The sequence below is a fragment of the Hymenobacter guriensis genome (assembly GCF_015773195.1).
GTDB classification, from domain to species: domain Bacteria; phylum Bacteroidota; class Bacteroidia; order Cytophagales; family Hymenobacteraceae; genus Hymenobacter; species Hymenobacter guriensis.
In genome coordinates this window covers 16,400-32,195 of the sequence record NZ_JADWYK010000013.1, presented here as the reverse complement: position 1 = coordinate 32,195, position 15,796 = coordinate 16,400, and the positions used below count along the sequence as shown (strand labels likewise).

Sequence of the window (15,796 nt, the reverse complement as noted above, 5' to 3'; positions counted from 1 at the left end):
GCGGAATTTTTTACTTGACGGACAGCTCGTTCACTTGCTCGTAGTCCTTCATATCAGTCAGGATGAGCTCTTCGCCGGGGCGCAGACCCTGCACCACCTGCACATAGTCGAAGTTGGCGTCGCCGAAGCGCACGGTGCGGCGCACGGCGCGCCCATCCTGCAGCACAAACACCGACTGCTCACGCCCACCCTGGTAGAAGGGCCCATTTTTCACGCGCGTTACCCGGGGGTGGGCCCGCGTCACCACGTACACCTCGGCGCGCTGGTTGGCCCGCAGCACGGGGTGGTGGTTTTCATCCAGCCGGGCGTAGAAGGTGACTACACCTTTCTCCACGGCCGGGCTGATGGAGGCTATGGTGCCGGTCAGGTCTGTACCGCCCAGGCGCACGCGCACGGCGTCGCCCACGTGCAGGGAGTCGGCGTAAGTGTCGGCCACGGTGGCCCGCACCCGGAACGAGCTGAGGTCGGCCACGCGGGCCAGCACCTGGCCTTTGCTCACGGCCCCACCCACGTCCTCGCTCACCCAGGTAAGCACCCCGGCCTGGTCGGCGCTGATAGTAGCCTGCTGCAGCTCGCGGGCCAACTCGGCAATGCTGCGGGCCTGAATCTGGCGCGTGTAGCCCAGGCCCCGCTCATCGGCCTGGTTGGAGCGGCGCTGGTTGGTCATCTGGCGGCGCACTTTCTGCAATTCCAGCTGGGCAATCTTCAGGTTGAGCTCGGCCTGGCGCACGTTTTCCTGAGTGCCCGAGCCAATGCCCAGCAGGTGCTGCTCGTCGCGCAGGGCCGACTGCAGGCTGCGCACTTTCTCCTGCTGCACCTGCTCCTGGGCTGCCAGGTCGTTGAGGCTGCGCTCCAGGGACAGTTGCAGCACGGTGCTCTTGTTCTGGTTTTGGAGCTGCTCGTCTTGGAGCTTGGCCAGATTGGAGGACGTCATTTCCTTGTCCAGCTCCACAATGGGCTGGCCGGGCTTCACCTCGTCGCCGGCCGTGAGCAGCACCCGCCGGATGGTCGACTGAATGGGGCTGGTGACCACGGCCTCCCGTGCCGGAATCACCAGCCCGGCTGCCGTGATGGTGGCTTCCACGTCGCCGGTTTCGACGGTGGTGGTGAGCAGATCCGCCTGGTTGATGCTGGGGCGCAGCACGCTGCGGAAGCCCCACAATGCGGCAGCTACTGCCAGCAGGCCGGCCAGCACCAGCAGCCAGCGCTGACGGACGCGGCGGTTTTGAATAGTGGAGGAAATAGCTCTGTCCATTTTCGTTCGGTCGTGTAGAGGTTCTGCTCTACCCTAGCCAAGCGAAGTGCCAGTTTTATAAAACCCAATCTTTCAATTATTTATCTACATAATACCTTGCTATCGGCAATAAAAAACTGTCCGATTCCGGACAGGGTGTTCGGAATTGCGCGGGCCATTTTAGGGTACCGGACACCGCCGCAGGCCGGCGTGCGGCGGCTTTTTTCCTTCGTCAGGCAACGGCTCTGTGGGCTTGTCCATCTGGCTCTTTATAAGGTAAGATGGGCGCGCAGCGGCACCCGGTTTCGCCAGGTGCTTGCCTAAGACGGCAGAGCAAAATCAATCAGTCAAAAATATTTCTCGCAAGTACCTTGCGTTGCATAGTACCTTCTGTTACCTTTGGCTTATTGATTCGCAAATACCCCGGCGGCGCGGCTTTTTCCTCCCGCCCCGGCGGCCCCTCCCACCCTGCGCCAATCGGGCCAGGCAGCGTGGCGCCTCCCGGGAACCTCTGGTTCCGGCGGCTCCCCTGGGAACGGGCTTAGCGGCGCTCCTGCTCTGAGCAGGTAGTGCCCCTGCTACTCGTGTCTACATTCCGGGCAAACACCCTTTCCAACGGAGCCGCGGCCGTTGGGGCGGACTCCCTTTGCCCTCTTCGCCCTTCCAACCTCCCTTCTTTTCGATGAAAACTCAGCTACCACTCTACCGGACCCTGCGGGGCCTGGGCCTCCTCACTATGTTCTTTCCGCTGGCCGCCGCTGCCCAGCAACAGCCTACGGGTTCCGTCAGCGGCACCCTGCTCGACCAAAGCAACAAGCAGCCCGTACCCTTTGCCAACGTGGTAGTGCTGCGGGCCCAGGACTCCACGTTTGTGGCGGGCGCCGAAACCGGCGAAAACGGCACCTTCACGCTGGCCTCCCTGGGCATGGGCAAGTACCTAGTGAAAACCTCGGTTATCGGCTACCAGCCCGTGCGCCGCACGGTAACGCTTACCACTGCGGCCCCGGATGTACGGCTAGGCTCTTTCTCGCTTTCGCCTATTACTACTCAATTGAAAGGCGTAACGGTGACGGGCCAGAAGGAAACCGTGCAGAACGACCTGGGCAAGCGCGTCATCAACGTGGAGAAAGACCTGAGCAGCGTGGGCGGCACGGCCGTGAACGTGCTGCAGAACGTGCCCTCGGTGGCGGTGGATGCCAATGGCACCGTGAGCCTGCGCGGCTCCTCCAACCTTACTATTCTGATTGACGGCAAGCCCGCCGGCACCAGCAACGGCGGCGCGGGCTCCGGCCCCCGCCTCGACCAGCTCCCTGCCTCGCGCATCTCGCAGGTGGAGGTGATGACGAACCCCTCGGCCAAGTACGATGCCTCGGGCGCGGGGGTCATTAACATCATCACCAAAAAGGATAAGAAGGAAGGCACCAACGGCCAGATTGGGCTGGTAGCGGGCAACGGCAGCAAGTACGCCCCCACCTTGAACCTGAGCCGCCGCCGGGGCAAAGCCACCTGGAACTTCGGCTACAACGGCCGCGACCAGCGCTTTTCCGACAACTCCCGGGGTGCCCAAACCGCCCGCCTTGAAGATGGCACCCTGATTGAAACGACGCAGGAAGGCAAAGGCACCGAGCGGCGCATCAACCACTCCCTGAACCTGGGCGTGGACTACGAGCTGAGTGAGGAGCAAAGCCTGAGCTTCAGCGTGTCGCCGTCGAAGGAAGGCGAAAAGGGCTTCAACCGCCAGACGCTGACCACGAAAGTTGACGGGGAAAATAAGCCCGACCAGCTGGGCCAGCAGCGTGTGGATGTGGATGTGCGCGTGTGGAATACCGATGCCTCCTACCGCCGCACCTGGGCCAAGCAGAAAGGCCGCGAGCTGACGGCCAACGCCGGTTTCGTGTCCATCACGGGAGAGGTGCCTTTCACCCAGCAGTTGAGCAACGCACCTACCCAGCGCCAGGAGTTTGCCATTGATGCGCGCATCCTGTACGGCACCCTGGACTACACCTACCCACTGGCCAACGGCAAGCTGGAAACCGGCCTGAAAATCCAGACCACGGACAACCACGGTACCGCCGACCTGTTCTCGGCCCCCACCGACCAGCCCAGCGAGTTTGAGCACGATGCGGCCCGCTCCGTGGAGTACAACATTCAGGAAGTGCTGCCCGCGGCCTACGTGACGTACCAGCGCACCCTGGGCCACGGCTACAACCTGCAAAGCGGCCTGCGCACCGAATACACCAACCTGAGTGGTACCGTTCGCGGCGGCACTGGCCGCGTGGGGCTCGATTACCTGAGCTTGTTTCCGTCGGCTACGCTGGCCAAGGAGTTGGGCAAAGAGCCCGGGCAGCAGCGCCTGCAGCTCAGCTACGCCCGCCGCATCGACCGACCCAACTTTATGGAGCAGCTGCCCTTCCAGCTTTACCAGGACGCCCGCAACTACCGCCAGGGCAACCCGGCGCTGCGGGCCGAGTTCAGCCACAACCTGGAGCTGGGCCACCAGCTGAACCTGAGCGGCGGCGCTTCCATCACCGCTACGCTGTTCGGGCGCTTTTCGCAGGACGTGGTGCAGCGGGTACGCGAAATCGACACCATGGCCACACGCCTTAACCAGGCCGGCATCGTAACGGCTGAAACCTACCGCAACTTCGGCAACACCGCCAACCTGGGCGCCGAAGCCACCTGGAACCAGTCGCTCACGAAGTGGTGGCGCGTGGCGGCCTCGGGCTCTTTGTACCGCAATGAGGTAGCCTCCAATGGCTCCAATGGCATCAACCGCCGCACCGTGGCCGGCAACGTGCGCCTGAGCAGCAACTTCACGCCCCGGCCCACGCTCGATGTGCAGCTGACCGGCTCCTGGCGCTCGGCCACGCTCACGGCCCAGGGTCGGCAGCTTTCCTACGGCGGCCTCGACCTGGCTTTGCGCCAGCGCCTGTTCCAGGACCGTGCCGCCCTCACGCTGCGGGTTTCCGACCTCTTCGATACGCAGGTGAGCCGCTCCGAAATCAACACCGACGAGCTGACGGTGCGCAACCGCTACAAAAACGAAACCCGGGTGGGCTGGCTGGGCTTTACCTGGTACATCGGGGCCACCAAGCCGCCCAAGAAAATTGAAAGCCAGCCGCAGGGAGGTGGTGGCGGGTTTGGGGGCTAAGCACACCCGCCAGCCAGGCCAACGAATACGAGTGCTGTGTTTCCGTTGCCCTCTTTCTTCTAGTGCTGTTATACTGCCGGTTTCCTTTGGAGGCCGGCAGTATGTCGTTATAGAAGCTGCTGAGCAGGGCAGGAAGGCAGCCAGTAGCCAAGCCACCTTCTGCTCGCCGGGCTGCACTGGCGGCCGTTCCCTTCCTAGGCTTTCCGCTTGCCTGGCCACCCGGCCCGATGATGTTATGGCCGTGGCCGGCCTGCTCACATCATCGTGCGGTTGACGCCGCCCAGGGGCCCTGTACCTTTGTGCCATTCTTTCGAGGATTACTTCAACCAGTTGTTTTGCTTGTTTTTCTCAGGGTTGAAAGGAGTTGTAAAAAATTCCGCTGCTACAGGCAACCCTCTTTTAGGAAGTCCCATCTAATGGAGTAACAAAGCTTTTCTACGCAGGCACTTACCCGCTTCCCGCTTCGTTTCCCGCCCTCCTTTCCCGCTTCACTCACACCTGCCGGCCAACTGCTCTTCACTCCCGGTCAGCCTGAAAAACAGAACCAAAAAATATTTTTCGAAGGTACCTTGCAAAACATAGTAGTAAGTATTACCTTTGTTTTGTTCTTCCAACTCAGCCCCGCGAAAGTCCTGTTCGCCAGCGTTGGGTAACCGGATTCCGGTCTTTGTTCGGCACCACTGCTTTCTCGCTGCCGACTTGCTTTTTCTCCGGGCTTCCGGAAGCTTCTGCTGCAGAACCGCGGCTACCGCAGTTGCTTTCTTCGCCCAATCCGCCTCCTTCTTTTTGTCTTTCTGAGCTATGAAAACTTTCGCCTTCAACCGCATTCTCCTGGGTTTCACCTTCGTTCTGGCTGGCCTTCAGCTTTCCGCTAGCACTTTCTACAACGGCACCATCACCGGCACGCTGCGCGACGGCGAAACCAATGAGCCCATTCCCAGCGCCACCGTAGCCATCCTGCGGGCCGACGACAACGCCGTGATTCGCACGGTAGCCACCAACGCCGACGGCTCGTTCCAGGTAGGCAAAGTGCCTTTCGGCAAGTACAAGCTGGCCACTACGGTACTGGGCTTCGAGCCCCAGCAGCCACGCATCGTGGTAAATGGCGTACAAACCCGCATTGCCGTAGGTACCGTGCGGTTGCAGCCCCTGGGTGCCCGCAAAGCCGCCAAAACCACCGCTGCCGTTACGGCTCCAACCTGCTCGGTTGCTCAGCCCCAAGGCTAAACCTCCGCTTACTTTCCGCCCCTTTCGCCTTTGGTTCTGGTGGTAGCTATGCACCCGAACAACCCCGCCCGACGAACTGCTCTCCCCGGAGGCAGCCAGTCGGGCGGTGCGCGTTTTAGGCGTTTTGGCACACAAAGCAGGTACCGAGCGGAGCATCTGACTGCTCATCCGGTCATCATAAATTGCATAATTTCCCTATATACTTTACACTCATTATAAAATTTTGTCAATTATATATTTACCTGTCTGCACATTTTAAATTGACCTTCAGCTGTTTAATACATTTTTCCCAAATATCAAAACCGAATAAATTCTCATTCCGTATTACCCTCCACTGTCACTTTTCCCTGTTTCCCTGTGTTATAGTCAGTATGATGGATGTGCAACGCGAGCAATTGCCGGACAGCTACCTGCTGATTATAGCGCCCGACTTCGACCCCAACGACCAGCACAAGCTGGCCCGGGGCCTGCATCGGGCCAGCCGGAGCGAGAAGCGCCTGATCTGCGTGGACTGCAGCCTGCTGACCGAGCTGCCGGAGGATGCCGTGGATTTGTTGCTGGCCTACGACTTCACGCTCCGTTGCCAGCAGCGCCAGCTGGTGCTCTGCCATTTGCCCGAGGCGGCCACGGCGCGGTTTGCTCAGCTGCCGGCCGAAGAAGCGCCGTTGGTAGTGCCTTCCCTGCTCGATGCTCACCGCCTGCTCCTCCCTACGGGCAAGCCGCAGTAGTTTCCCCCCGGCCCGCCAGAGGCTTGCCCGAGTGCCGGGAAGTGTGAGTACCTTCGCGGCCACATTTTGGCATCCGATGAGCGTTCAGAAACCCAGCATCCCGCAAGGCACCCGCGACTTTGGCCCGGCCGTGGTGGCCCGCCGCAACTATATTTTTGGCGTAATTCGCCGCGTATTCGAGAAGTTTGGCTACGCCCCGCTCGAAACGCCCACCATGGAAAATTTGTCGGTGCTCACCGGCAAGTATGGCGAGGAGGGCGACCAGCTGCTGTTTAAAGTGCTGAACTCGGGCGACTTTCTGAACAAGAAAAACGCCGCCGTTACGACTGAAGACCTGGAGGCCGGCTCCAAGAAAATACTGCCCAAAATTGCCGAAAAAGGTCTGCGCTACGACCTCACCGTGCCCTTCGCCCGCTACGTGGTGATGAACCGGGGCACGCTCACCTTTCCCTTCAAGCGCTACCAGATTCAGCCCGTGTGGCGCGCCGACCGGCCCCAGCGCGGCCGTTACCGGGAATTTTATCAGTGCGACGCCGACGTGGTCGGCACCGACTCCCTGCTCTGTGAGGCCGAAATCGTGCTGATGATGTCGGAAGTTCTGAACACGCTGGGCCTCACGGAGCACACGATTAAAATCAACCACCGGGATGTCCTAAGTGGTGTTCGATTCGCTGCAGGTGAAGATCCTAGTAAGGAGTCTGAGTTTTTTGTTGTGCTTGACAAACTGGACAAAATAGGATCTGAGGGAGTCAAACAGGAACTAAAGGAGAGAGGATTCCACAATTTTGGCTTTCAGTGGCTAGAATATTTGCTTAGAACACACGATGGTAATAAGAGGATGTCATCATCTGAGCGGTTGAAGTATGTAAGTTTTATGTTTGAAGATATTATGAGTGACTCAAATGCCGAAGTGGTAGGAAGCAAAGGCATCCGGGAACTTGAAGGCGTATTTAGAATCTTAAAGGATTTCGGCTTCACGCAGTTCGACCAGCTTGAGTTTGACCCCACGCTGGCCCGGGGCCTCTCCTATTATACCGGCTGCATCTTCGAAATCAAGATCAACAACGTGAACATGGGCAGCGTGAGCGGCGGCGGCCGCTACGACAACCTTACGGGCGCCTTCGGGCTGCCGGGCGTGTCGGGCGTGGGCTTCTCCTTCGGCGTGGACCGCCTATACGACTGCTTGGAGGAGCTAAACCTGTTTCCCGAGGCCGTGGCGACTACCACGCGCTGCCTAATAGCCTCCTTCGACGCCGAAACTGCCCGCCTGATGCTGCCCGTGTTGCGCCAGCTGCGCGAGGCCGGCATCCCGAGCGAGCTGTACCCCGACGAAGCCAAGCTGGGCAAGCAGTTCAAGTACGCCGACGCCAAAGGCATTCCCTACGTGCTACTGCAGGGCCCCGAGGAGCGTGCCGCTGGTCAGTTCAAGCTGAAAGAGCTAAGCACCGGCCAGGAACAGCTGCTGAACTGGGATGCGGTGCTGGCCGAGTTGACGAAGTAGATTAGTATATCGTCATGCTGAGCGGAGTCGAAGCATCTCTACCACTTCGTTGGTCGTCATTCCGAGCGTAGCCGAGGAATCCCGCGTGCTGACGTTGGAGGGGTCAACCACACTAGCGAGATTCCTCGGTTGCGCTCGGAATGACGTTCTGGCAAAAAGTATAGTTCTGATTTCACCCTTTGCTTCCCCACGCAGCCCGGACTTGCCCAGATGGTGCGAGTCCGGGTTTGTTTTGGCAATTTTGCTCCTTCCCAGCTTTCCCACCCACCCATGCCCGCCGATTACACCCTAAGCCCCGCCACCCATCTTACGCTCAGCAGCTTGCACCAGCTACTGACCGACAACGCCCGCGTGGTGCTGGCCGCCGACGCCCAGGAGCGCATCCTAGCCTGCCACCGCTACCTCCACAACCGGCTGGAGCAGTCCGACGCGCCGGTGTACGGCATAAATACCGGGTTTGGGGCGCTGTGCAACACCAGCATAGCCCCGGCCGAGCGCGAGCAGCTGCAGGTGAACCTGATGATGTCGCACGCCTGCGGAACGGGCGAAACTGTACCCCTGGAGTTGGTGAAGCTGATGCTTCTGCTCAAGGCACGCAGCCTGAGCTACGGCCACAGCGGAGTGCAGCTAAGCACGGTGCAGCGCCTGCTCGACTTTTACAACCGCGACATTCTGCCCGTGGTCTACCAGCAAGGCTCCCTCGGGGCCAGCGGCGACCTGGCCCCACTGGCGCACCTGTGTCTGCCGCTGCTGGGCCTGGGCCAGGTGCAGTACCAGGGCTACGATCTGGCCGCTACGGATGTGCTGCACCTGTTCAGCTGGCAGCCCCTGCGCCTGGAGGCCAAAGAAGGCTTGGCGTTGCTGAACGGCACCCAGTTTATGCTGGCCTACGGCGTGCACTGTACCCTACGCGCCCAGCGCCTCAGTCGCGCAGCCGACGTAATTGGGGCACTCTCCCTTGAAGCTTTTGATGGCCGCCCTGAGCCATTCGATGAGCGCCTGCACCAGATCCGGCCGCACGCCGGGCAGCTGACCGCAGCCGCCCACCTGCGCGAGCTGCTGACTGGCAGTGAGCTTCAGAAGCAGCCCAAAACCGCCGTGCAGGACCCCTACTCCTTCCGCTGCCTGCCTCAGGTACACGGTGCCTCCCGCGACGCGCTAACCTACGTGGCTCAGGTGATGGAAACGGAAGTCAATGCCGTGACGGACAACCCCAACATCTTTCCCGCGGGCGACGCTATTCTATCGGGCGGCAATTTCCACGGGCAGCCCCTGGCGCTGGCGCTGGACTTCATGGCTATTGCGGTGGCCGAGCTGGGTTCGATTTCGGAGCGGCGCACGTATCAGCTGGTTTCGGGGCAGCGCGGGCTGCCGCCGTTTCTGGTGGCCGAGCCGGGGCTGAACTCCGGTTTCATGATTCCGCAATACACAGCCGCCGGCATCGTGAGCCAGAGCAAGCAGCTGTGCACGCCTGCGTCGGTGGACAGCATTGTGAGCAGCAACGGCCAGGAAGACCACGTGAGCATGGGTGCCAACGCCGCTACGAAAGCCCTGCGCGTGGTGCAGAATACCGAGCAGGTGCTGGGTATCGAGCTGATGAACGCCGTGCAGGCCCTGGAATTCCGCCGCCCGGCCCGCACCTCTCCCCAACTGGAACAAGTAGTTACCGATTTCCGCCAGCGCGTGTCGTTCGTAAGCCAGGACCGAATTCTCTATCCCGATATGCACGCCGCCGCTGCCTTTGTGCGCACCTATGAGTGGCCGTAGCGAAAGTCAGCGCAAAGCATGGCAGCGCCGCCTTATCGTATTCCAGCACCTTAGGCTGAATACACATAAAACATAGCGCGTGCTGACCTTGCAATAGCAGCCGGGTGCTTCATGACGACGAGGTATATGCTGGCCGTTATGCGCTATGCCCTATATACCAAGCCATGCAGGCCGGCTTTTTTTCTGGCGGTTCGTAAGCTTTTTGCCGGCTTCCCCGTTCTGTAGTTTCTCCCAGGATTACCAACCCTTTTGATTCTTGAAGCTGCGGGCCTTTTTATTGCTGATTTTTACCCTTTGTCTGGCGCTGCCTGGCGCCTGGGCGCAGTGCCGGGACACGCCTAATTCCGGGGCCTGCTTCCGGGTGTTTGATGAGGCCACGCGCCAGGAGGTTACAGCCCTGTGCGCGGGGCAGCGCATCCGGCTGCGCGATTGTAGTGGCCGGCCGCTGGACCCGGCCAAAACCTACTACCAGTTTGGCGGCACCACGCTGTGCAGCGGCTTTCAGGATACCACCACCACGCGTACCGTGCCCGCTACGCCGGGTTTGCTGGTCATCAGCCAGAACACCAACTCCAGCGCGGGCACCGGCATCATCTTCTCTCGCCGGCTCACGGTGTACGCCACGCCCGCGCCCTCCTTCAGCGTAACGGCCTGCGCCCCCGGCCGCGTGCAGGTGGCCCTCACCGACCGCACTTACGACCGGTTCACGGTGCAAATAGGCAGTGGGCCAGCTCAGCCGGTAGCGCCTGGCACCACAGCCAGCTACGTGGTACCGGCCGGGGCTACTACCGTGCGGGTACGCGGCTCCTACGCGGCAGCGGGCCTGTGCAGCGCCGAGGCTTCGCAGCCTCTACCCTCCCTGCCCACGCCTGTGGCGCCGCAGCTCCTTAGCCTAATAACCCAACCGACGGGCCTGCAATTCACGTTTGGCAGCCTGCTGGCGCAGTATCAGTACGTGCTGGAAACCGCCGATGCCGCCCAGCCCGGCGGCTACCGGCGCGTGGCCGAAGTGCCCGGCAGCAACTCCACTTATATTTTAGCCTCCCCTACCACCGGTTGCTTCCGACTGCGGCTCACCGATGCCTGCGAGTCGGTAGGCGCGCGGTACGTGACGGCGGAGGGCTGCGCGGTACAGCTGACGGCCGCAGCTGCGGCGGGCCGCAACGAGCTGCGCTGGACTATTGGCAGCACCCCCACCAGCTTCGAGGTAAGCCGTGACGGGCAGGTGGTAGCCCGCCTGGCGGGTGCAAGCCGCTCTTATACCGATGCCAGCGTGGTGTGCGGGTCGGAGTACGCCTACCGCGTAACGGCCATCAACGGCCCGGTGACGGCTACCTCCAACGAAATTAGGGTGCGCGCCGTGACCGGACCGCCCCCACCAACGCCCACCCTCACGGCCAGCTTCGACCTGCGCAACCGCGTGGTGCTGACGGCCGAACCCGCGCCGGCCGGCAGTCAGGCCACGTTCAGCCGGGAGCAGGGCAACGCCACGGTGGTACTCGGCTCAGCCCAGGGCACGTTACTGGACTCTGCCCTGACAGTTGCGCCGGAGCTGCCGGCCTGCTACACGGCCCGGCTGCAGGATGGCTGTGGGCAGACCTCGGGGCCAAGTGCGGCGGCCTGCCCGGTTATCCTCACGGCCCGAGAGCAGGAAACGGCCGGGCAAAGTGCAGTAGCATTGCAATGGACGCCCCTGGACGCGGGCAGCACGACGGCGCGTTACCGCCTGCTGCTCCTGGCGGCCGATGGGCAGGTGCTGCGCGCCCAACCAGTAAACGGCCTTGAAACCCTGGACCTGACCCCGCCCGCCGACCGGCAGGTGCTGCGCTACCGCTTGGAGGCCACTAGCAGCACAGGCACCGTGAGCTACTCCAACCTCGTCACGCTGGTGCGGCCGCTGCGGCTGGTGCTGCCCACGGCCTTCACTCCCAACGGCGACGGGCTGAACGACGTGCTGGAAGTGAAAGGCCGGTTCCTGACTTCGTATCTGCTGATTTTGCGTGACCGGAATGGGCGGGAAGTGTTCCGCAGCACTAGCCGCCGCGAGACCTGGGACGGGCGCGTAAACGGCGCCGCCCCGGTGCCCGGCGTATACGTATTCCGGTTTGAGGCCACCGATGAAACCGGCCGTGTTATCGTGCAGAATGGCTCCGTGACGCTGCTGCGCTGACCGCCAACGTTTGGGTGCGTACTTTTGGCCGCGCCGCGTAGGTAGTGCCTCAAGCAACGAACTACCCGCCTACCGCATCTTCTCCCCTACTTCAACCGACTAAACCAACGACGCTATGTTTGACATGATGGGCATGATGGGTAAAGTAAAAGAGCTTCAGGAAAAGATGAAGCAGGCCCAGGACGAGCTGCAATTCCTGACCGCCACGGCCGAATCGGGCGGGGGACTGGTGAAGGCTACGGCCAACGGGCAGCGCCGCCTGCTCAAGCTCGACATCGACGAAAGTCTGCTCTCCGGTCCCGACCGCGACATGCTGGCTGACCTGGTAGTAGCCGCCGTGAATAAGGTGATGGATGATGTGGCCAACCAGGCCAAGGAAGAGCTCAAGCGCAAAACCTCCGGCCTGATGCCCAACATTCCGGGCCTCGACTTCGGCAGCCTTGGCCTCTAGTCCGCTCCCGCCCGCCGGCCCCTGCACCGACGTGGCGGTAGTTATTCTGAACTGGAATGGCCGCCACTGGCTGAAGCAGTTTCTGCCCGCCGTGGTAGAACACGCCGATGGCGCCACCATTGTGGTAGCCGACAACGCCTCCACAGACGACTCCGTGGCCTGGCTGCAACAGCATTTCCCGGCCGTACGCCTGCTGCTGCACGCCGAAAACCTGGGCTTCTGTGAAGGCTACAACCACGCCCTGCGCCAGCTCGACTTCCGGTACTACGTGCTGCTGAACTCCGACGTACAGGTGACGCCCGGCTGGCTGCTACCGCTACGAGAATTGCTGGAGCGCGACGCCACCATTGCCGCCTGCCAACCTAAAATCCGTGCATTCAATCAGCCCGAAGCGTTTGAGTACGCTGGGGCCGGCGGCGGCTACCTCGACCAGTTGGGCTACCCCTTCTGCCGGGGGCGCCTCTTCGATACCCTCGAAACCGACCACGGCCAGTACGACGACTCCCGGCCCGTGGCCTGGGCTACCGGCGCCTGTATGCTGGTACGAGCCTCAGCCTGGCACGCGCTGGGTGGGCTGGAGCCGGCATTTTTCGCCCACATGGAGGAAATAGACCTGTGCTGGCGGCTGCAAAATGCGGGCTACGGCGTGTGGTACTGCGGGCAAAGCACAGTATTCCACGTGGGCGGGGGCACCCTGCCGAAATCCAACCCGCGCAAAACCTACCTCAACTTTCGCAACGGGCTGGCGCTGGTCTACAAAAATGCCGCCCCGGCCGAGCTGTTCGGCACGGTAGCAGCGCGGGTGTTGCTGGACTGGATAGCGGCGGCGCGGTTTCTTACGCAGGGCGCCTGGGCCGATGCGCAGGCTATTGGGCGGGCGCACTGGCATGTGTGGCAGCAGCGCGCCTACTGGCGGCAGCGCCGGCAGCTGGGCCGGCCGCACCTGCGGGTAGCGGAACGGGGCGGTACGTATGCGGGCAGTCTGGTATGGGCGTACTTCGTGCGGGGCGTGCGGACGTTTCGGGACTTACAAATCCCAGACGGTGCTGCGCTGCCGGCGCATGGCCCGGCGCACGTTCATCCAGAACGCCAGCGCGAAGTAGAGCACGATGGGTGAGCCAAACGTGAAAAAGGAAGCATACACGAACGAGAGCCGCACACTGCTGGTCGAAAAGCCCAGGCGCTGGCCCAGCGTGTTGCACACGCCAAAGCTCTGTTTCTCGATGAAGTCGGTTAGTCGTTTCATAGCTCTTTTCTGCAACAGCCGCCACCCCGGGCTAACCTTGTGTAAATTATGCTACTGGCCGGAAATACCCAAGACTTTCTTCGCTAATTCAAGGCAAGTTACGGCGGTTGGCGGCAGTTTTCCGTTTGATGTCCGAAATTCCGCCCGCTGATCCGCTCCGTTTTCTATGCCCAACCTATTGCGTCTCTTCCCTCTGGTACTGCTGGTCAGCGCGTTGCTGCCGAGTTGTACGCTGCCGCGTATGCTAAAGGTTGCGGGCGAAGGCCAGCAAGTGGCCATACGGCCCGCCGTGCTGGAAACTAATGGCGAAAACGTCCTCTTTGAAGTGCAGGCCCGCGTGCCGGCCCGGCACCTGCGCAAAGGCTACGCCTACGGTTTACGTCTGAGCTACCGCTACGACAACAACCTGCGCGAAGACACCGTGGGCCGCGTCGGGTTTGCTTCGGGCGAGTACGTGTACGATGAGGAGCGTAAGGACCTGCTGGTGGCTACCAGGCAGTTCAACATTCCCTTCGTGCCGCGCAAAAACCCCGGGCAGCTGCTGGCTACGCCCGAAGCCCAGCAGCTGAAGCCCAACGGCAAGCGCAAAACCGGCAAGCCTTTCGTGGTGGCCCGGGGCATCGTGACGACCAGCCGCCTGGTGGTGCGCCCGGATTCGCTGATTCCGTATTTGCCCGAGCCGCCCGCCAACCTGGCCGGGGGCGGTACGCGCGTGCTGCCCTTCTTCTTCGACACCGGCGAAAGCAAAATCCGCAACTACCTGGGCACCAACGTAGCTGCGCTGGAAGAATTTATCGAAGCCAATCAAAAAACCGAACTGGTGATGGTAGTAGCGGCCAACTCGCCCGAGCCCCTGGAAACCAAAAACCCGCGCCTGGCCGAACAGCGCACCCAGGCCCTGGTGAAATACTTCAAGAACCGTATCGACGTCAACTCTTACCTGAACTCGGTTAGCGCCGTGCGTTTCGAGACGAAAGCCTACCGCAACCGCTGGGACCTGTTCATGCAGAAAGTGCAGGAGTCGGCGCTGCAGCCCGCGCAGGTCGATTCGATTATTACTATTCTGAATGAGGCAAAGGGCACGTTTGCCGAGCGGGAGGAGCAGCTGCACCGGCTTTCCTATTTCGATTACCTGGAGCAGTACATCTACCCGGTGATGCGCTTCGGTACGGTGGCTGTGCAATACTCGGCTCCCCAGCGCTATGAGTCGGAAATCTACCTGCTCTCCAAGAAGATTGTGGACAAGCAGATGGAAGCCGATGCCCTCACGCCGGAGGAATTGCGCTACTCGGCCACGCTCACGCCCCTGCTGGCCGAAAAGCAGCGCATCTACGAAACGGCCATTGCCACCACCGGCCGCTGGGAAGCCTACCACAACCTGGGCGTGGTGCTGGCCGCCCGCGCTGACAAGGAAGTGAGCCTGCGGGTGAAGAAGGCCTACCAGCGCCGGGCCGCCACCAACTTTATCCTGGCCGCGCACCGCAACCCCACGGCTCTCACCTTCTACCGGGCCGCCACAGCCTACCACCGCGCCGGCGACAAGCTGGAAGCTCTGCAGAGCTACGACTACGCCATCAAGCTCGGCGGCCCGCGCCCCATTCTCAACCAAGTGTTTGCCGATAAGGCCGCCCTGGAAATTGAAATCGGGCAGCCCGAGGACGCCCTGCGCAGCATCAGCTTCAGCGACAAATCCTACCAGAACACCATGAACCGCGCGCTGGTGTACCTGCTCAAGGACAACCCCGCCGGGGCCGCCACCATCTACCAGGAAGCCCTGCAAATCAAGCCCAACGATCCGCTGGCTTACTACTGTCTGGCTATTATTGCCGCCCGCCAGCAGGATGCCGCCACCATGGGCCTGCACCTGCGCCGCGCCGTACAGCTCGACCGTAGCTTCGCCCAGCGCGCCGTAGAGGACCTGGAGTTCCGGGAGTTTGCGGGGAATAGGGCGTTTGTGGAGGCGCTGAAGTAGGCTATTTTTTATATTTTACAGACAAATAATTATCAATTTTTTCATCGTATGTCTCAGCTATTTTTAGCTCTGTTGCTAGACCCAACAGCCATACTTGGGCTGGTAAAGGTGGTGTTCATATTGGGTACCATTGTTATCGTTGGCGCCGTTGTGATGAGCAGTATTTCTCTTCTTAAGTCAGAATCGCCTATTTCTAGAACTGTAGGATTCACTTTACTGGTCTTTCTGTTGCTTATCGGGCTGCTTATCGTATTTCGTCTTGCATAGCAGGAAAGATGGCGTCGATTCGAGACCGGCTTTTCTCATTATTTCATCATTACGCTTCTATTTGCCCGGCCGCCTTCCTCGT

12 protein-coding genes are annotated in these 15,796 nt (G+C 61.2%); 9 read left to right on the top strand and 3 right to left on the bottom strand.

Annotated elements, in window-relative coordinates:
- Positions 1-10: 10 nt before the first annotated feature.
- A complete protein-coding gene (locus I5L79_RS17895) occupies positions 11-1,255 on the bottom strand; it encodes an efflux RND transporter periplasmic adaptor subunit (RefSeq protein WP_196956446.1) in 1,245 nt (414 codons plus the stop codon).
- Positions 1,256-1,916: 661 nt separating this feature from the next.
- Here I5L79_RS17895 and I5L79_RS17890 point away from each other — a divergent pair.
- A complete protein-coding gene (locus tag I5L79_RS17890; RefSeq protein ID WP_196956445.1) occupies positions 1,917-4,385 on the top strand; it encodes an outer membrane beta-barrel protein in 2,469 nt (822 codons plus the stop codon).
- Positions 4,386-4,873: 488 nt separating this feature from the next.
- Here the strand turns inward: I5L79_RS17890 and I5L79_RS17885 are convergent, their stop codons facing one another.
- On the bottom strand, positions 4,874-5,212 hold the full coding sequence (locus tag I5L79_RS17885; RefSeq protein WP_196956444.1) for a hypothetical protein: 339 nt from the start codon (positions 5,210-5,212) through the stop codon (positions 4,874-4,876).
- Here I5L79_RS17885 and I5L79_RS17880 point away from each other — a divergent pair.
- The 7 genes from I5L79_RS17880 (at position 5,187) to I5L79_RS17850 (ending at position 13,346) form a co-directional block, all read left to right on the top strand.
- A complete protein-coding gene (locus I5L79_RS17880) occupies positions 5,187-5,612 on the top strand; it encodes a carboxypeptidase regulatory-like domain-containing protein (RefSeq protein ID WP_196956443.1) in 426 nt (141 codons plus the stop codon). The two genes, I5L79_RS17885 and I5L79_RS17880, sit on opposite strands and share 26 nt — an antisense overlap.
- Before the next feature lie 371 nt (positions 5,613-5,983).
- A complete protein-coding gene (locus I5L79_RS17875) occupies positions 5,984-6,340 on the top strand; it encodes a hypothetical protein (protein WP_196956442.1) in 357 nt (118 codons plus the stop codon).
- A gap of 76 nt (positions 6,341-6,416) precedes the next feature.
- Positions 6,417-7,841, top strand: coding sequence for a histidine--tRNA ligase (gene hisS, locus I5L79_RS17870; protein ID WP_196956441.1), 1,425 nt, complete (start codon positions 6,417-6,419; stop codon positions 7,839-7,841).
- Between the two features lie 270 nt (positions 7,842-8,111).
- Complete coding sequence (hutH, locus tag I5L79_RS17865; RefSeq protein ID WP_196956440.1) at positions 8,112-9,608, top strand: histidine ammonia-lyase; 1,497 nt, start codon at positions 8,112-8,114, stop codon at positions 9,606-9,608.
- A gap of 256 nt (positions 9,609-9,864) precedes the next feature.
- The gene (locus tag I5L79_RS17860) at positions 9,865-11,778 is read left to right on the top strand and encodes a T9SS type B sorting domain-containing protein (protein ID WP_196956439.1); all 1,914 of its coding nucleotides are present in this window, start codon (positions 9,865-9,867) and stop codon (positions 11,776-11,778) included.
- A 115-nt stretch (positions 11,779-11,893) separates the two neighbouring features.
- The gene (locus tag I5L79_RS17855; protein ID WP_196956438.1) at positions 11,894-12,229 is read left to right on the top strand and encodes a YbaB/EbfC family nucleoid-associated protein; all 336 of its coding nucleotides are present in this window, start codon (positions 11,894-11,896) and stop codon (positions 12,227-12,229) included.
- On the top strand, positions 12,219-13,346 hold the full coding sequence (locus I5L79_RS17850; protein WP_231403195.1) for a glycosyltransferase family 2 protein: 1,128 nt from the start codon (positions 12,219-12,221) through the stop codon (positions 13,344-13,346). Before I5L79_RS17855 ends, I5L79_RS17850 begins: the two co-directional genes overlap by 11 nt.
- On the opposite strand, the gene I5L79_RS17845 is transcribed toward I5L79_RS17850, so the two are convergent.
- Positions 13,257-13,475 (bottom strand): PspC domain-containing protein, encoded by a 219-nt coding sequence (locus I5L79_RS17845; RefSeq protein ID WP_196956437.1) that lies wholly within the window; start codon positions 13,473-13,475, stop codon positions 13,257-13,259. The genes I5L79_RS17850 and I5L79_RS17845 overlap by 90 nt on opposite strands.
- 166 nt (positions 13,476-13,641) lie before the next feature.
- Between I5L79_RS17845 and I5L79_RS17840 the strand changes: the two genes are divergently transcribed.
- Positions 13,642-15,447, top strand: coding sequence for a tetratricopeptide repeat protein (locus I5L79_RS17840; protein WP_196956436.1), 1,806 nt, complete (start codon positions 13,642-13,644; stop codon positions 15,445-15,447).
- The last annotated feature ends 349 nt before the right edge of the window (positions 15,448-15,796 follow it).

Bases quoted from the DNA above. Each gene is read 5' to 3' on its own strand.
- I5L79_RS17895 (WP_196956446.1), bottom strand. From the start codon at position 1,255: ATGGACAGAGCTATTTCCTCCACTATTCAAAACCGCCGCGTCCGTCAG.
- I5L79_RS17890 (WP_196956445.1), top strand. From the start codon at position 1,917: ATGAAAACTCAGCTACCACTCTACCGGACCCTGCGGGGCCTGGGCCTC.
- I5L79_RS17880 (WP_196956443.1), top strand. From the start codon at position 5,187: ATGAAAACTTTCGCCTTCAACCGCATTCTCCTGGGTTTCACCTTCGTT.
- I5L79_RS17885 (WP_196956444.1), bottom strand. From the start codon at position 5,212: ATGCGGTTGAAGGCGAAAGTTTTCATAGCTCAGAAAGACAAAAAGAAG.
- I5L79_RS17875 (WP_196956442.1), top strand. From the start codon at position 5,984: ATGATGGATGTGCAACGCGAGCAATTGCCGGACAGCTACCTGCTGATT.
- hisS (WP_196956441.1), top strand. From the start codon at position 6,417: ATGAGCGTTCAGAAACCCAGCATCCCGCAAGGCACCCGCGACTTTGGC.
- hutH (WP_196956440.1), top strand. From the start codon at position 8,112: ATGCCCGCCGATTACACCCTAAGCCCCGCCACCCATCTTACGCTCAGC.
- I5L79_RS17855 (WP_196956438.1), top strand. From the start codon at position 11,894: ATGTTTGACATGATGGGCATGATGGGTAAAGTAAAAGAGCTTCAGGAA.
- I5L79_RS17845 (WP_196956437.1), bottom strand. From the start codon at position 13,475: ATGAAACGACTAACCGACTTCATCGAGAAACAGAGCTTTGGCGTGTGC.
- I5L79_RS17840 (WP_196956436.1), top strand. From the start codon at position 13,642: ATGCCCAACCTATTGCGTCTCTTCCCTCTGGTACTGCTGGTCAGCGCG.